The sequence below is a fragment of the Paenibacillus sp. FSL R7-0272 genome (genome assembly GCF_037969905.1).
In the GTDB taxonomy this organism is placed as follows: domain Bacteria; phylum Bacillota; class Bacilli; order Paenibacillales; family Paenibacillaceae; genus Paenibacillus; species Paenibacillus polysaccharolyticus.
On record NZ_CP150221.1, the window covers coordinates 3543011 to 3560120 of the forward strand.

The window sequence follows — 17110 nt, forward strand, 5'->3', positions numbered from 1 at the left end:
AAGTGAATTTCGAATACTCGTGCCGCCTGCATTTTCGGATATCAAGACTTCCTTTGGGGATTTTCTTGACTCTCAGTCCATTTCCAACGTTACTTTTGGATCTCTACTCGCCATTGTGTTTCATAAAATCAATTTCCTGAAAACGGCTGACTTCCTTCTCCCAGCGCTCTGCAACATACTGTCGGTGTACGGGATTGTCATTATAGGCGTCATAAGAAGCCTGATCTGCAAACTCCATGGAAAAACCGTAATCAAACTCATTTTTTGCACTCACTTGGCGTAGGACTTGGAAATGTTCAACACCTGGAATTTCCGCAAGCGCTTCCTTACTTTCGTTCAAAAAAACTTCGGACTCCGCTGTATCTTTACCTGCATAAAGTGTAAATGTCACCATATGTGTAATTCTGCTCATCTCTGTTTCCTCCTCCACTATGTTCAGACTCTGTACTCTAGTTTACAACTGAATGCGCTGAAAGCGCAATATTTGGTTGAATTGAACCGATAAGCACTCATACAAGAAACTAAGAAAACACAACCAAAAACAAAAACCCCCGGAATAACATTCCAGGGGTTGCTCCTCATCTATAAGAGAACTAATTTTTGAGGTTGTATTTGCGGTTGAACTTGTCAACACGTCCACCGATATCCACGTTTCTTTGTTTACCAGTGAAGAACGGGTGGGATGCAGAGCTAGTATCTACACGGATAACAGGGTAAGTGTTACCGTCTTCCCATTCCATTGTTTCGTTCGAGAACTTCGTGGAAGAAGCCAGGAATTTGAAGTCAGCACTTGCATCGTAGAAAATAACGAGCTGTGTTTTAGGATGGATGTCAACTTTTGGCATAATCTATTTACACTCCTTTAATATGGGTACTTCCTAGAATCAAACTAAATTTTATTATACTCTTTTTTTGCACGAAGTACCAGCAAGAATTGACGAAAAGACAAAAAAATTATAATCCATGCGAGTGGGTATCTAAATCCATCATTACGCCGGGCCTTTTTCCAGTACATGCAATATGTACTCGAGCGCCTCGAGTTCATCCCTTCCTCTGGTCTGTAATCGAACCATACTGCCGTTTCGAAGCGGAAGTAATGCCATGCCTAGCAGGCTCTTTACATCTACACGATGTTCATGATCAGCCTCCGTATAAGACAATGATATGTCCGAAGCAAAACGTGACGCTTGAGAGGATACCGACAGTAACTCATCCCGATGGAAATCCGCGTGAATCATAAATTCATGTGTTCTCACAACTTTCAATTCCTTTCGCCAAAATATGAGTACCTGTAATCATGTGTTTTCATTTATATATTAAAATCAACATGAATTATACCATGTGCTGGCAGGTTGTCCATGCCTTTCATGCGGAAAAAACAAAAAAATTACGACTACTCCCGTTACAATTAAAAAAAGGTCCTGTACACATATGTGTACAGAACCCACACTCTTTCTTATTACATACCGTTCGGGTAAACCATCACTTTAAGACTACCGCTTTTGTTATGCAGCGCCCTCTCCATTGCCTGTTGCGTCTCTTCAAGGGGGTATCGATCCGTGATCAAAGACATCACATCATGCTGTCCCGAACTTAAAAAGGCGACCCCCGCAGGATACGTATTGGCATAACGGAATATGCCATAGATATCTACTTCATTATCGGCGATAAACGGGACATTGATTGCAATCTCATCCTGGGCGGGCAATCCAACAATGGCCAGCTTACCACCTCTGCGAAGAGAATATAGCGCCGACTGCAGTGCTTTGGGATTACCTGCCGTCTCCCAGGCTGTATCCACTCCGATGCCCTCGGTAATTTCCCGAATCACAGCAAGCGCATCCTCATGACGCACATTGATGGTGTGCGTTGCTCCCATCCGGCGCGCGGCCTCAAGCCGGACTTCTTCTAGATCCGTGACAATTATGCTCTCTACTCCGAAGGATTTCGCTGCCGCAACAGCCATCAGTCCAACGGGGCCCATGCCCATAATAGCCAGTGTCGTTCCTGGAGCCAGTTTACTCCTGCGAGCCGCATGAATACCAACGGAAAACGGTTCATTCATGGCTGCTTCCTCAAAGGTTAGGTGATCCGGGATAGGAAATACCATATCTTCTCGTATGACCATGTATTGCACAAATGCTCCATCGACCGGAGGGGTTGCCAGGAATTGAACTTCAGGACACAGATTGTAACGTCCTTCCTTACAAGCTGTACAGCGGCCGCAAGTCACTCCAGGTTCAATGGCAACTCGCTCCCCCACCTTCACTCGGGCAACGTCCGTACCAACCGCAACGATAATCCCGGCACATTCATGGCCAAGAATAATCGGTTTCTCCACAACAAATCTGCCAATGCGACCATGCTCAAAATAGTGTACATCAGATCCACAAACGCCTACGGCCATTACCTTAATAAGCACTTCATGAGCTGAAGGTCTGGGAACAGGTTGATCCTCAATGATAATATGTCCAGGCTTCGTCATGACTGCAGCCTTCATCGTTACGGGCAGTTCGTGTTCACTCATACGCATTCTCCTCCTTATGCATGTCAGTGCTGTCTCTCGTTTCAAAGAAAACATTGCGTACTTTCGTACATGTTTATTTCATGCATGATTAATTAGTAGATTTTTCGAGCTTGCTCATCCTGAATTCCGCTCTTGCGATAAAAATACGTGTTAATCATATCGCGCCATTCCTTCGCGTGATCTGCCTGTTCCTCCTGTAGCGCAGCTACCTTGTTAAAGATGACTGGATCCACTTTACCTTCCAGCTCTCTCCATGTTTCGAGTAAAGCTTCAGCCTGAGCAGCACCTTCGAAATGAGTATCGTAGATGTGTTGGATAACCGTTTTACCGGAATGTAACACATGCGTGTACGGGACGTGATGGAAAAAGAGAATTAACTCATCGGGACAAGTCTCCAGTGATTCATACCGAGCTTCATTTTCAGCATGATATTGGGAAGTATAACCTGTACCACTCTTCACCGTCCGATCGACCCCAATTCCATGACAGTCGGCAAAGTGATACGTTCCCCATTTGGAATACTCGTAACCATCCACATTAGGTCCATAATGATGATCTGGATTTACCATCCAGCCTACACCTAGAGGTGCAGTATAATTTTCATAGATGTCGAGTGAAGACAGCAACATGCCCGTAATCCGCTGCACCACTTGCTCATCATGTCCAAACGTTAATCTCACCCATTCATCTGCGATAGCTTCTGCCGAGAGCTCAGGGTTCCACCCCAGTCTGCCATATCCGTACAAATTCGCTTGAGCCAGCGGATGTCCTGTCCAACTTGCATCCGCACCGATGTTGGATACAGCCGCAAATCCACTGTACTGGCGCTGATAGAGCGAACCGTCTGCAATGCGCTTGATCTCTGAGCCTTTGCCCTTGGCATACGTGTCAAAATCCAGAATTTCCTTCCACTGTGGCACAAGATAAGCCAGATGACGCTGTTGTCCTGTATATTCTTGCGTAATCTGGAATTCGATCACTTGATTCGTATTCTCCATCGCCCCGAATAAAGGGGATACTGCTTCTCTAACCTGAAAATCCATAGGTCCATTTTTAATCTGCAAAATGACATTGTCTGCAAACCGTCCGTCTAGCGGTTTAAAGTGATCATAAGCCGCGCGAGCCCGATCTGTAGTACGATCGCGCCAGTCCTGCTTGCAGTCGTATACGAAGCACCGCCAGATGACAAGTCCGCCAAACGGACGAAGGGCTTCTGCAAGCATGTTTGCACCGTCTGCATGGTCACGATTGTATGTGAACGGCCCCGGACGATTTTCAGAATCGGCCTTGATCACATATCCGCCAAAATCCGGAATCGCAGCGTACACCTTCCCCGTTTGAATGTTCCACCACTCACGTACCTGTTCATCCAGTGGATCAGCCGTCCGCAAGCCACCAACTTCGATTGGACTGGCGTAATTGGCACAAAGAAACAAGCGAATACCATACGCTCTGAATTCAGCCGCTACCTTCGCAACATCACCAAGGTATCGCTCTGTCAGAAACAGACTCTCTTGCTTATGCACATTCACGTTATTAATCGATATCGCATTGATTCCGGTTGAAGCCAGTAATCGGGCGTAGTCTCGAATCCGCCCTAAATCCTGCGTGAACTCACCGTTTTCGTAAAAAATAGAACGCCCGGCATATCCCCGCTCAATACTGCCGTCCACATTATCCCACTGATTAATCATGCGGAGTTGATTCACGGGTTGCTCTGTAATAAATAAAGGCTTCTCCCCGTCAAGAGCCGAACCGGCCTCTTCTGACTTACCTTGCTTTAGTGTCAGCTCACGCAACAAATGAAAAACAGCGTATAAAACACCTTGCGGCGTCTCTGAACCAATAACCAGTTCCTGGAGAGACTCATCTTCACGAATGATAAAACCCTCACCCTGTACAGTAGCACGTTCCGCCTGCGTAAACGCACTTGTCACCTGATTGTTCCCTGCCCAGGTGCCCAATCGGATTGAAGGTTTACGTTGTCCGTCTGAATCCGTGCTTTGGGTCTGAGAATGGCGAATGACAGGCTGTTCACCGTATAACTTACCGAGCCCTTGCTTGAGCTCGGTAAGAGCGGTGTCGATGACCAGATGCTGTTCCTGTACATCAATATGCCGGCTCCAGAGAGGAGCTGCCGTTCTCGTTCTCGTAGACCCTTTCGCTTCTGGTAGTGCAACATGATAACCTAGCCATGCTTCATATTGCGGGCCGGACAGTCCAGATTGTACGGTAGTTTGACTCATTGTACAGCCTCCTTGCTTGCATAGATCTGTGCAAGACGATTATTTTTGCCTTCAAGCAACCACAGTATAGAAGTTACGCCACGTGGATAATATTTGCTGCCGACAGCAACACCGGATAAGATCTGGTCACTCCAGCACCAGTAGGATTCCTTCGGATGAAGCAACCATTTCACATGAGTTGCATCCGCTGCTTTCCCAGTCTCATCCCACTCCACACCCAGAATCTCACGTGTGATAAATTGGGACAAATAGATTTTGCTCAACCAGGAGTTGTTGCTTGTCGAAGATAGCTTCCAGCCACCATCTTCAAACAGGCATATTCCTGGAACTAGCACCGTTTTTAGATGCGTGTGTAGTGCCTTGATATAGGGTCCGAACCGGCCGTTAACATCGAGTGCCGCTTCACAACCTGTAAAATACGGGAATACCAGACCTTCAATCGCCGGAATGATACGCGAATCGTTATTTTCCGCAATAACCGCCGGGATGTAACCTCCATCAGTCAATTGAGCAGCGACGCTTGCCGCGCAGCGATCTGCTTGTTTTCCTGCCTGATGAGACAGCTCTGCGAGCTTCTCGGCTGCAAACAACTTTTCGAGTGCAACATAGACAGCCCAGCATTTACCCGCAAGATAGATATTGTTCCGCGATTGTCCAAGGGATACGTCCAAACTGTCGTACGTGGTAATCTCTGCCCCTCCTTGTGTACGGCTGCTATCCAGTCCCATTAAGCCATTACGTTGATCTTCTTCTGGATGGTCACGGTTAAGCATACTTTGGAAGCATTCCTGAATAACCGGCAACATCTCAGTCACAAACTCCCGATCTTGCGTCTGCTCAATATATACCGTTGCGCAGCAAAGCCAGTTGACAAGCTCTTCATGGCTCATCTGTGAGAAACAATCATCGATGCCAACGAGTTCATACGCCGAATGACCCGGACGGGAAAATACATTGGCGATTCCGATATCATGTGTAAACGTAATGCCGCCCGGATGAAGTGTCTCTTCTCCAGGGAAGCGAACCTGATCCGTATAACTATAACGCTTCACAAACCACTCCAGCTCATTACGAACAGTCCATGGATTAAGAGCAAGCTCGAAGTACAGCTGATCTGCGGTCAGATCCAGCGTATTCATCATCCGATATTCGCCTTCATTCACAATCCAGAGCGGCTCGCCATCTGCATCGAGCAGTTGGGTGCTCGCATAGTAGCTGTGGATGGAATGGGCAAGCATATAGGACTGATCTTCGCTAAGCGCTGCCGTTCCAAGTCGCCGATCTACTTCGGCACAGGATGCAGTCAATGCATCAAAACGATCGAGTGCATACTCACCTGCTTGCAGAATGTCAGCAAAGTAACGTGTGTACCAATATGTGGTGTCCATACCGGTAGTTACAATTCCTCCCCGATAGAAACATACCGCGAATTGGAACGTGCGTTTCTGGCCTGCCGGAACTTCCATCAGCAATACGGAGGTAGATCCTAAGCCAAATGCCAGATTGTCACGATGTTTTTCCTCTAAAATTTTCTCCAGCGTAAATCCGCGTGCAGGCCACAGACCTTCATTTTTCGACACAATAGCTGTCAGACGCCCTTGTCCAACCCCTGTCAATGGTCCTCCCTCTGGTCCACCAATTAAACGCATCGCAGAATACGGATCACTACCTTGATAACCGAAGTACCCTTTACGGGTTTTCTCGCCTTGGCTGTTGTCAATGGTCATCTCGACCAACACTGCGGGTACGAGTGCATCCATCAGCGCTTCACGATCTGCACTCTTCGGATGCGGAACGGGACGTACAGGCGAATAAATACGGAATTCAAGATCTCCTGCATTCCATGTATCTGTCCCCGAAGTGAACTCCCGAGTAATGTCTTCATCCCGAAACGCAGAGATCAACGGTTTTGCCCCCGCACCGTCAGACTGACTTCCACTGTCCAGCTTCTCCACATCATAACGGCTGCTCTCATCTTCACTCGCTTCATAAAAAGGCAATGCCTGATAATGCTCTCCATCACAAGCTTGTAATCCTATATATACGTTTTGGTCAGCCGGCTTCCCAAGTTCAAGCCCCAGCCCACCTTTAGCCCCTTTGTAACCTAGCGTGAAACTGGCAAATGCACCGATTGGTGCGTGATGAGCATTGTAAAAAATAGAATTGGATGTACTCATTCTTCATAACCTCTCTCGGAATAAGATATGCATGCGTTTTCATTAGCCCCATCCTATCACGCAGTGTCCGTCCAGACCATGAACAAATCAATCGGATATTTACCCAAATCAAGCTGAAATATGATAAAATATAAAGCGGTTACACTTTTAAAATTTTAATAAATTCGTTTTAAATATGTACATAACCTAGTGTAACATGACCCAACATAAGGAGGAATTCAAATGTCTTCCACGTATTTACCTCCCGATCTGGGAGAAAGTGTGCATGAAGTGTTTTTCCCAGATGTGCAAACCACCGTTAACTTGTTCGCCATTCATCTGCGCAGTGTCGGACCCGATTGGGACTATCCGGCGCACGAGCATCCTCAATATGAGCTCAATTATGTAACAGAGGGTGTGCAGTATATGACCATAAACGGTAATTTATATGTACAAAACGCTGGCGAGCTCCTGCTGATCCCTCCGGGAAGCATTCATTCCAGCCAGAGCCGAAGCGGACAAGGCTTCACCTACTTCTGTATGCATTTTGATATTGATGATCAGCTGTTTCTCTCTCTTCTGGCACGAATCAAGCAAGTATTATTCGGAGCAGACAGCCCGGTTACCCAGCAGATTGAACCTGTGCTGCACAAGCTCATGTCCTCTGCCCACGATCAATCCCCCAGTGCTATGGTACAGCGCATGCAACTGCAATCCGCGGTATTTGAGCTGTTTGGTCACCTCTGGGAGACTGTGTCTCAGGAAGCAGTCCAGACGTTTGCGGGTGGGTACGAACGGATTGAACTGGCGCATCAGATTCGTACTCGGCTCCAAGGACTAATGAGCCAGCAATTCAAACAAGGCGATGAATCCGACAGCCACTATGGGATCGATGATATCGCCGCAGAACTCGGCATCAGTACTTCGCATTGCAATCGTGTGTTCAAACAAATATTCGGGCAGTCCCCCCGTACCGTTCTATCCCAAATGGTGCTGCACGAGGCCAAAGTTTTACTAGGTAATCCGCAGCTCTCTGTACAAAATATCGCAGTGATGCTTGGATATAAGGATATCGCCCATTTTAGCCGTCAATTCAAACGGTGGTCGGGGAAGTCCCCTTCACAATATAGACAGGAACAGCCTGCTCTGGAGTAATGTCCAGCAGCAGGCTGTTTTATCTGATGGTTATGTTACATATCGTTATTTCAGCAAACGTTTGATCAGATTCAATTTGTTATTGTAAGGCGGGTACAGCATATGCGGATTAAGCTTGGTACTCTTTTTCAAAACACTTTTCATATGTGAAAAGGTCTCGAAGCTGTACCCTCCATGGTAGGAGCCAATACCAGAATGACCTACTCCTCCAAACGGTAGCCGTGGATTGGCCACATGTGTAATCGTATCGTTAATGCATCCTCCGCCAAAAGAAACCTCGTTTAACACTTTATCCTGAACAGCTGAATCGGATGTGAACAGGTACAAGGCTAACGGCTTTGGGCGTTTAACAATATTACTAATAGCTTCATCTAAATGACTATAACTGATAATTGGCAAAATCGGCCCAAAAATCTCGTCTTCCATCGTAGCTGCATTCCACGATTCCGCGTCAATTAAGGTCGGTTCAATAAAGCGATCCTCTTCATCGGAAGTCCCTCCATAGATAACTTGATCCCGATCTCGTTCAATCAGAGCAGTCAAACGTTTAAAGTGTGACTTGTTCACGATGCGCCCATAGTCCTTGTTGCGCTGAATGTCCGTTCCAAAGAAGTTTACAATCGCAGCTTTCATCGCATCAATTAAAGGCTGTTTTACACGCTCATGTACGAGCAGGTAATCCGGGGCGATACAGGTCTGTCCCGTGTTGAGCAATTTGCCCCAAATAATCCGCTCGGCTGCTACTTGAATGTCTGCCTTCTCATCCACGATAACAGGGCTTTTCCCGCCTAGTTCGAGCGTGACGGGAACAAGGTTTTTCGCTGCGGCCTCCATCACGATTTTACCAACGGGTACACTGCCTGTAAAAAAGATATAGTCGAACGACGCATGGATAAGCGCTGTTGTTGTGTCTTTGGCTCCTTCGACCACTTGCACATATTCCGGCTCAAATACTTCAGCGATCAATTCCTTAATAACAGCTGATACAGCCGGCGTGTTCTCAGAAGCTTTGAGCACCGCCGTGTTGCCCGCGGCAATCGCACCAACCAGAGGTTCGATAAGGAGCTGAAAAGGATAATTGAACGGCCCAATAATGAGCACCGCACCATACGGTTCAGGAAGGATAAAACTTTTGGAGCCAAGGAGAGCCACTTGTGTCCTAACCTTAACAGGCTTCACCCACTTTTTGATTTTACGCATCGTGTGTGTAATGCTGTCGAGCATAAATCCAATCTCTGTCGTATACGACTCAAATTCACTTTTCCCCAAGTCTTGATAGAGTGCCTCGGTCAATCCGGATTCATGTTTCTGAATGGCCTGTTTTAAACGTCTTAAACGCTCTATTCGAACTTCCGCTGGTCTCGTGGCACCGGAACGGAAAAATGTACGTTGTTTCTCCAGAATGACGTGTACATCTTCGTGTGTTAATTCTTGAAACGTAGTCATAACAGTCATCCTCCTTCGTTGAATGAATTTATTGATGAAAGGTTTAAACTGACGAACATATAGGTTACATGCCGTAGCATGTTAAGCCTTTTCTTGTTGTTGTGCAATCTAACTGTAGATTAATCGAGCGCTGAATCAGCTACTCATTTATAGGCATTCCTCTTCAAGCGCAGCTACAAGCTGTTTAAGCAGATCGACGGACGCATGCAGCGAAGCTGAATAATAACGCTGTGTTCCCTTCTGTTCCACGGAAATGAGCCCTTTCTCCAGCAGCAACTTCAAATGGTGGGATATCGCTGGACGGGACAGGCTGGAATGTTCCGTAATCTCATTCACTGTCATATGGCCTTTTTCACTCAGCATGAGCAAAATCGATTGGCGATGGTTGTCACTCAGAACTTGAAACAGCGGGATACATGTTTGGAAAATGGTTATGGCCTTCTGACCCATATTTACACCTCGATTATCTTTCTGCATTCTATCTATATAAGTTGAACTAAAGATTTTACACGGCCCACTCCGATGACAGAATAACCTTCCAATCGCTGTTATCCCCAGATTTTTTGGATTCCCTTCTCCAAAGGGGAAAATCCGGTGATAAAGGCGAACGCTCCGCTTTTTCAGTTTTTTTCTGTCCTCTCCGTTATTGTGTAAAAGAATAGTTCAACTTATCTATTAACTATCATTCTACGAACTTTATTACTTTCATTCGTTTAAACATTTAAACATTTAAACCTATAAATTGAATTGTACTTCCTTATATCTCAAATTTCAAGAAAAACAGCTCAGAACATCAAACTTTTATAAATAAAACGCTTCCATCCTGCCATACTTGTATGGTAGTATGGCAATGAAGGAGTTGAAGTTGTGGAATATACCCCCAGATTATCATCCAAAGCCGGTTTATCGCCCTTGTCAGGCCACCTCTCGGCGTTGAACAAGCAATCCTACTCGACGCGAGATTTGGTCTATGACACGCTGAAACAACAGATTTTGAGTCTGCAGTTGCCTCCGGGTACGGCCATTTCGGAGAAAGAAATCGCCCTGGACTTTCAGGTTAGCCGGACTCCTGTGCGAGAAAGTTTTGTCCGACTCGCTCAGGAAGGTCTGCTGGAAGTGTATCCCCAGCGTGGAACCTATGTCTCTCTGATTCAACTGGATCTCGTCGAAGAAGCCCGATTTATGCGCGAGCAGCTGGAGCGAGCTGTCATCCGTCTAGCTTGTGCACAATTTCCAGAAGAGCAGATGTTGGCCCTTGAACACAATCTTGCAGAGCAGCAGCAATGCCTGAGCGAACCGGATGATGAACGCATGTTTCAACTGGATGAGGAGTTCCATAGCACTCTTTTTGCTGGCTGTAACAAAAGCAACACCTGGACGGTGATTCAGCAGATGAATGTGCATTTGAATCGAAGCCGGATGCTCCGTCTGTCTTCCGATCATCATTGGGATCACTTAATCGAGCAGCACCGATCCATGGTTCAGGCGATTCAGCAGCATGATGCAGAGAAAGCAGAACGTCTGATGCAGGAACATTTGTATCTAACAGTGACGGATCTGGCTGTTCTGCGGAGTACATATCCTTCCTATTTCCAATAAGTACAGAATTCCTGCTTGCACATCGTAATACATGTTGTTTCTTCCACTAATGAGGATGAGGTGAATGAGATGAAGATGGTTTTTCGCTGGTTTGGCGAAGGCAATGATACGGTATCGCTGGATCAGATCCGGCAAATTCCGGGCGTCGAAGGCATTGTATGGGCACTGCATGATGTTCCTGCAGGCGAAGAATGGCCGATGGACAAAATACTTGCTGTCAAGACAGCTGCGGACCAAGCCGGACTACATCTGGATGTCGTAGAAAGTGTTAATATTCATGAAGATATCAAGCTTGGACTGCCTTCACGGGATAAATATATTAGCAACTACATTAAAACCATGGAGAAACTTGCCCAAGTGGGTGTCAAAGTGATCTGTTATAATTTTATGCCGATCTTCGATTGGTTGCGTACGGATCTGCACAAAGAAATGGAGGACGGATCAACAGCCCTCTTCTATGAAGCTAGCAAAATTGAAAACATTGAACCACTGGAACTGGTTCGCAAAATCAATGAAAACTCCACCCTCACGATGCCAGGATGGGAACCGGAAAGACTACAGTATCTGACTGGTTTGTTTGAAGCCTATAAAGATGTGACCGAGGACGATATGTGGGAGAACGCACGTTACTTCCTGCAAGAGATCATTCCTACCGCCGAGCGGCTTGGCATTCGAATGGCGATTCATCCCGATGACCCGCCATGGCCGATCTTTGGTCTGCCTAAAATTATAATCAATCAGGACAATGTTCGCAGATACCTGAATCTATATGATAGTCCGTCGAATAGTGTAACGCTGTGTAGCGGATCTCTCGGTGCCAATCCAGACAATGATATCATCGGTATGATTCATGAGTTCAGTGATCGGATTCCGTTTGCTCACATCCGGAATGTGAAGGTCTATGAGAATGGTGACTTTATCGAAACCTCTCACCGCAGTCAGGACGGAAGCGTAGATATCGCGGGTGTTGTAGAAGCCTATCACGATATTGGTTTTGAAGGATACGCCAGACCGGACCACGGTCGACATCTGTGGGGAGAAGAATGTAGACCAGGCTATGGACTATATGATCGTGCACTCGGAATTATGTATCTCTGGGGTGTCTGGGATTCACTACAAAGGAGGGCAAACGCATGAGCGAACACCATTCGAACCTGAATCTGGAGCGTACTTCTCGCCTTCAAGGTAAAACAGCCGTGATTACCGGAGGGGCAGGCGTATTATGCCGCTCCATGGCTGAAGAACTCGCAAGACACGGCGCCAAGGTGGCCATCCTGAACCGGACGGTATCCAAAGGTCAAGACGTTGCATCCGCAATTGAAAAAGCAGGTGGCCGTGCCATTGCCGTTGCATGTGATGTCACCCAAGCCGAAAGTGTACAGGCGGCGGCAGATATTGTTCGTGAGCAACTCGGCCCTTGTGACATATTGATTAATGGTGCTGGTGGCAATAACGCCAGTGCCAACACAACAAATGAAATTTTTAAACCGGAGGATTTGGGTAATCCTGATGTGACCACCTTTTTTGATGTAAGTGTAGAGGGGTTTCGGCAGGTCATGGATCTGAACTTTGTCGGCTCCCTCATCCCTACTCAAATTTTTGCCAAACACATGATTGAGCGCGATGTACCGGCTACGGTCATTAATATATCGTCCATGAGCGCCCCATCTCCTATGACCAAAGTACCTGCGTATAGCGCTGCCAAGGCGGCTATTAACAATTTTACACAATGGCTCGCTGTGCATCTGGCAGAGTCGGGGATTCGAGTCAATGCGATTGCTCCAGGCTTCTTCCTGACCGAGCAGAACCGCAACTTGCTCTTACAGCCAGACGGCTCACCTACGGAGCGTTCCAGCAAAATTATTGCGCATACCCCAATGCGCCGTTTTGGTAAACCGGAGGATCTGCTCGGTACGTTAATGTGGCTGGCAGATGAGCATCAGTCCGGCTTTGTAACGGGTATTGTTGTGCCTGTAGACGGCGGATTCATGGCTTATTCCGGGGTGTAGTCTTCTTTTTGGATACATCGATTGTCTGAAACAGATTCACAATCCAACCGAACCTCGTGATATGCTCACGGGCTTCGGTTTTTTTGACGTTGATTTGATCCTCAAGTGATAAGGAATAAATTGCATCGTTGTGGGCAAGGATTGAGGGTGTAAAGGGTGGTGATGCATATATGATGGAGGAAACTACGGTCGTTGCTGTGCGAGCGATTATCGCTTTTCTCACCTTAATTGTCTATACGAGGGTTCTGGGAAAACAACAAATGGGCAACCTGACCTATTTTGATTATATTAACGGCATTACGATTGGCTCCATTGCCGGTACGTTTGCCACGGATTTGTCATCCAAAGCGTGGATTCATTTTGTAGCGTTAACCATCTTCACCTTGATCACCATCATTTTTCAATACATTACGCTGAAAAGCCGAGCCTTCTCCCAAATTATGGACTCCGATCCCACCCTGGTCATTCAGAATGGAAAAATTCTGGAACAAAATCTGAATCAAATGCGCGTGAAGTTCGACGAACTCACCATGATGCTACGGCAAAAGGATGTATTTGACCTGACCACGGTCGATTATGGCATTTTAGAGCCGGATGGCACCTTATCCATTGCTTTGAAACCGGAGAATCAGCCCGTAACCGCAAAGGATATGCACATGCACCCACCATCCCAGAAACTCATGACCGAGCTTATTATCGACGGTGTATTAATGAAAGAAAAACTGGCGGAACGGAATAAGGACAGCAGCTGGTTAACCGAACAATTGAAAAAACAAAACCTGACGATTCAGGACATTGCATTTGCTGCCATTTTACCGAATGACAAGTTATATATCGATTTGTATAAGGATCGGTTATCAGACATGACCAGCACGGATGAGGAAAAAAAACGTAACTGATCTGAATGAATCTAGTATATCTGAACTCATAAAAACAATCTGACCAAACTTGTCCCGGGAGGTTCGGAAATGAAAAAGCATAAATGGCTGCTCTATACGATCCCCATTATCATGCTTTTGCTGTTCATCGTGATCATGATTAGCGGCCCTTGGCTCAAAAAACCTTTTGGCACGCAAGATCGCTTACTGGAATCCATCCAGAAGCTGGAGAAGCAGGTTCTGGACAAGCAGTGGACTCAAGCCAAAGATCAGGTCGAGTATGCCATGCAAGCTTGGCATCGGATCGTCAACCGCATTCAATTCAGCGTGGAGCGTGAGAGCATTTATGATATTCTGGGCGCACTCGCACGAATCCAGGGCGGTATTGCGGCGCAGGATGATCAAGCGATTATGGAGGAAATTTATTATTTTTATGCCTTATGGGATAACCTCGGGGACTAACACTACGCACGATCCAAAGGGAGCTGCTACTAACTCGCAAATTATGCTGAGTGATACAAAACAAAAAAACAATATAAAAACACCTCCTTTTCAGAAAAAGGAAGTGTTCTTTGTTTCATCCTTCAGACCGTCGCCCTATCTACATTACGTTCTATGCTCTGTTTAATCCACGGGATTTCGACTTCGAGGGACTTACCGTTCCTTCTTTTCGGAAGAAAAGTGCAAGAGCTCCCTTTGCACACCATAGCGCAAACAATGCAAACAGCGTACCCCAGAACAGAGCTGGCATGAACGTCTGTTGCGCCAGATTGGCCGCATCTCCGGCCTGAGATGGACGGGTCCAAGATGCCCAACCGATATACATCGCACTGACGACAGACTCTTCGAGCGTAATAAAGGCCAGTAGCAGATAGTAGTACTTCGCGATTTTCACACCAAAAATCATAATAACTACATTCAACGCGATAAACCCGGTCAACCACAACATTCCGAATTCACCTCTGACATATAACACCAGCGACACAAGTGCCACAGCCGTCATAACTCCCAAGCCCCACATGTGCCGCCCTTTGCGGTACAAGTAAAACAGAAGCCATGCAAAAAGCGATGCACCAATGTATCCTGCCAGCGAAACAAATATCGCTCTCCCCGATGTCAACATAGATGAATACGTGACACCGCTATGATCCGCGTATAATTCAATGCGTAACACTTTACCGGACAAAACCAGTGTCATCAGCGCATGAGCGAATTCATGAATCATCGTATCGAGATTACGGAACAAGGATGAGAACGGGATGAATCGGGTCAGAAATACAGAGGCCATTAGAAAAAGGATCGTTTTGAGCCACTTGTTCAATCTGTTCATACCTCCTTGCCTTCAACTAGCGAGCCTATCCATTATAGTACGTCAGGCTTCCCTGCTTCGTTTCGTCTTTTGAAGTCAAGCGCGCATTGCTCCATCCACCAGCAAAAGCTGCGATTGTGCCCAATGAAAAAAGAAGATAGATCATATCGACCACGCCCTTTCTCAAAAGTCACCAAAAGTCGATTTCGCATCCGCAAAATGGCATCGTTCACGAACTGTTCGGCGGCTTTGCTCTGGATAAGCGTTACATACGCATATAGTGAATGATCGACAGGCTCATCCAGCGGACTAACCCCGGCACATGAAAACTCGGTCTGCACCCCTGCTTCATGGAGCAGGCTCAGGGAGCGAACCAGCTCTGCGTCGACCTCTACCCCGTTCCATATCACCGTCCGTTTGGGAGACACGGTTCGTTTGTCCCGTTCGGTCCAGTGCAACAGTTCCTGTTTCCGTCTTCTCCACAGATGTACAGGCTGTTCACTGAGCAGCACTTCCTGTTCCTCAAATTCTTCATGTACGTTCATCATGTTCCTCCTGGTCTGCATATCCAATCGTCTCAAACGAAAGAGAGCACATCACTGTGCTCTCTGCTTCGCAAAAGGCAAAGGAATAGGTCACGTTCATTCCTCAGCATGTTGTTATATTGTACCTTTTTCGGTGTAAAGCATCAAATGAAGTTCCTATTCGTTCAATGCCAGCTTCAGCGCTTCCAGATTCTCTCTCATCACACTGATGTAGTCTTTGCCTGCCTTGACCTCATCCTCGGTTAGACCTTCAATAGGATTTAACACGGCTGTTTTGGCTCCAATCTCCTGAGCAATGGTTTCCGATACTTTAGATGAAACGAGTGTTTCGAAAAAGATCGTTTTTACTTTGTGTTCCTTGGCAAAATCAATGACAGATGCCATCTGTGCTGCGGATGGTTCCTGTTCAGGAGACAACCCGGCAATGGGAACCTGCTGCAATCCATATTCAGCTGCCAGATATGCAAAAGCCGCGTGCTGTGTAATAAAGTCCTTCCGTTTGCTGCCCTTCACAGCCGCTCTGAAGTCCCGATCCAGTGCTTCCAGCTTGGCGATATATTCATCGGCGTTTTGCTTGAACTGATCTGTATGTTGAGGTGCGGCTTTGGCAAGTCCAGCTTCAATGTTTCGTACTTCCTTTATAGCGAGCGCTGGTGACAGCCACACGTGAGGATCAAGCCCGCCATGGTCGTGGTCATGCTCTTCACCTGTTGCGGCGTCATGCTCGTGACCTTCCTTCGCAGAGGCGTCATCTGCGTGATCATGTTCTTCAGTGGTTGTTGCTTTGTCCGCATGGTCGTGGTCATGTTCCTCTTCTTCTCCACCTTCACGAATGCTAATCCCTTGACTGGCTTCCACCTGTACAAGTTTGCTATTGCTTAGGCTGTCTTTGACCTGATCCATCCAGGACTCCATGCCTGCCCCGTTGTAGACGAGAACATCTGCTTTTTCAATGCTCGCGATGTCCTGAGGCGTTGGTTCCCAATCATGCGGCTCCATGGCTGGCGGAATAAGCGTATGTACATCAGCCAGATCGCCCGCTACATTTTTCGTAAAATCATACATCGGATAAAAGCTGACCTCTACATTTAATTTTTGCTCCGAAGCCGCTGTAGTACTAGCTGCAGCAGCTTGATCCGGATTGGAGGTTGTTGTTTTTTGGCCGCAACCTGTTGCAACAATTGCCAAACTGAAGATAATTCCCAGCGCTGAAGTTTTGCCCAATTTCATAGTCTGAATT

At 46.7% G+C, this 17110-nt stretch carries 17 protein-coding genes; 6 read left to right on the forward strand and 11 right to left on the reverse strand.

What is annotated here, in order from left to right; translation table 11 throughout:
• Positions 1-103: 103 nt before the first annotated feature.
• The 6 genes from MKY23_RS15590 to MKY23_RS15615 all read right to left on the reverse strand — a co-directional run bounded on the left by MKY23_RS15590 (position 104) and on the right by MKY23_RS15615 (position 6950).
• Positions 104-412, reverse strand: a complete 309-nt coding sequence (locus tag MKY23_RS15590) for a Dabb family protein (RefSeq protein ID WP_339830667.1) — start codon at positions 410-412, stop codon at positions 104-106.
• A 181-nt stretch (positions 413-593) separates the two neighbouring features.
• On the reverse strand, positions 594-845 hold the full coding sequence (locus MKY23_RS15595; protein WP_090916418.1) for a type B 50S ribosomal protein L31: 252 nt from the start codon (positions 843-845) through the stop codon (positions 594-596).
• Positions 846-989: 144 nt separating this feature from the next.
• Complete coding sequence (locus tag MKY23_RS15600; RefSeq protein WP_244159217.1) at positions 990-1256, reverse strand: HPr family phosphocarrier protein; 267 nt, start codon at positions 1254-1256, stop codon at positions 990-992.
• A 203-nt stretch (positions 1257-1459) separates the two neighbouring features.
• Positions 1460-2533, reverse strand: coding sequence for an NAD(P)-dependent alcohol dehydrogenase (locus MKY23_RS15605; RefSeq protein ID WP_339830672.1), 1074 nt, complete (start codon positions 2531-2533; stop codon positions 1460-1462).
• 86 nt (positions 2534-2619) lie between these two features.
• On the reverse strand, positions 2620-4773 hold the full coding sequence (locus tag MKY23_RS15610; RefSeq protein WP_339830674.1) for an alpha-glucuronidase family glycosyl hydrolase: 2154 nt from the start codon (positions 4771-4773) through the stop codon (positions 2620-2622).
• The gene (locus MKY23_RS15615) at positions 4770-6950 is read right to left on the reverse strand and encodes a glycoside hydrolase family 52 protein (protein WP_221789520.1); all 2181 of its coding nucleotides are present in this window, start codon (positions 6948-6950) and stop codon (positions 4770-4772) included. Before MKY23_RS15615 ends, MKY23_RS15610 begins: the two co-directional genes overlap by 4 nt.
• A 222-nt stretch (positions 6951-7172) precedes the next feature.
• On the opposite strand from MKY23_RS15615, the gene MKY23_RS15620 reads away from it, so the two are divergent.
• The gene (locus MKY23_RS15620; protein ID WP_221789519.1) at positions 7173-8084 is read left to right on the forward strand and encodes an AraC family transcriptional regulator; all 912 of its coding nucleotides are present in this window, start codon (positions 7173-7175) and stop codon (positions 8082-8084) included.
• Between the two features lie 45 nt (positions 8085-8129).
• Here the strand turns inward: MKY23_RS15620 and MKY23_RS15625 are convergent, their stop codons facing one another.
• The gene (locus MKY23_RS15625) at positions 8130-9530 is read right to left on the reverse strand and encodes an aldehyde dehydrogenase (protein ID WP_221789516.1); all 1401 of its coding nucleotides are present in this window, start codon (positions 9528-9530) and stop codon (positions 8130-8132) included.
• Positions 9531-9677: 147 nt separating this feature from the next.
• Complete coding sequence (locus tag MKY23_RS15630; RefSeq protein ID WP_090916431.1) at positions 9678-9980, reverse strand: metalloregulator ArsR/SmtB family transcription factor; 303 nt, start codon at positions 9978-9980, stop codon at positions 9678-9680.
• Positions 9981-10463: 483 nt separating this feature from the next.
• On the opposite strand from MKY23_RS15630, the gene MKY23_RS15635 reads away from it, so the two are divergent.
• The 5 genes from MKY23_RS15635 to MKY23_RS15655 all read left to right on the forward strand — a co-directional run bounded on the left by MKY23_RS15635 (position 10464) and on the right by MKY23_RS15655 (position 14478).
• Entirely contained in the window at positions 10464-11129 is a 666-nt protein-coding gene (locus tag MKY23_RS15635; RefSeq protein WP_244159225.1) for a GntR family transcriptional regulator, read from the forward strand.
• Positions 11130-11198: 69 nt separating this feature from the next.
• Entirely contained in the window at positions 11199-12266 is a 1068-nt protein-coding gene (gene uxuA / locus MKY23_RS15640; protein WP_090916435.1) for a mannonate dehydratase, read from the forward strand.
• Positions 12263-13138 carry an SDR family oxidoreductase gene (locus MKY23_RS15645; RefSeq protein WP_090916437.1) on the forward strand — a complete coding sequence of 292 codons (876 nt, stop codon included), beginning with the start codon at positions 12263-12265 and terminating at the stop codon, positions 13136-13138. The genes uxuA and MKY23_RS15645 overlap by 4 nt, the downstream gene beginning before the upstream one ends.
• Positions 13139-13308: 170 nt before the next feature.
• Entirely contained in the window at positions 13309-14037 is a 729-nt protein-coding gene (locus MKY23_RS15650) for a DUF421 domain-containing protein (protein WP_251504117.1), read from the forward strand.
• A gap of 69 nt (positions 14038-14106) precedes the next feature.
• The gene (locus tag MKY23_RS15655) at positions 14107-14478 is read left to right on the forward strand and encodes a DUF4363 family protein (RefSeq protein WP_251504114.1); all 372 of its coding nucleotides are present in this window, start codon (positions 14107-14109) and stop codon (positions 14476-14478) included.
• A 151-nt stretch (positions 14479-14629) separates the two neighbouring features.
• On the opposite strand, the gene MKY23_RS15660 is transcribed toward MKY23_RS15655, so the two are convergent.
• The 3 genes from MKY23_RS15660 to MKY23_RS15670 form a co-directional block, all read right to left on the reverse strand.
• A complete protein-coding gene (locus MKY23_RS15660; protein WP_154985598.1) occupies positions 14630-15337 on the reverse strand; it encodes a M50 family metallopeptidase in 708 nt (235 codons plus the stop codon).
• Between the two features lie 41 nt (positions 15338-15378).
• Positions 15379-15873 carry a hypothetical protein gene (locus tag MKY23_RS15665; protein ID WP_312027632.1) on the reverse strand — a complete coding sequence of 165 codons (495 nt, stop codon included), beginning with the start codon at positions 15871-15873 and terminating at the stop codon, positions 15379-15381.
• A gap of 153 nt (positions 15874-16026) precedes the next feature.
• The gene (locus MKY23_RS15670) at positions 16027-17100 is read right to left on the reverse strand and encodes a metal ABC transporter substrate-binding protein (protein ID WP_339830686.1); all 1074 of its coding nucleotides are present in this window, start codon (positions 17098-17100) and stop codon (positions 16027-16029) included.
• Positions 17101-17110: the final 10 nt, after the last annotated feature.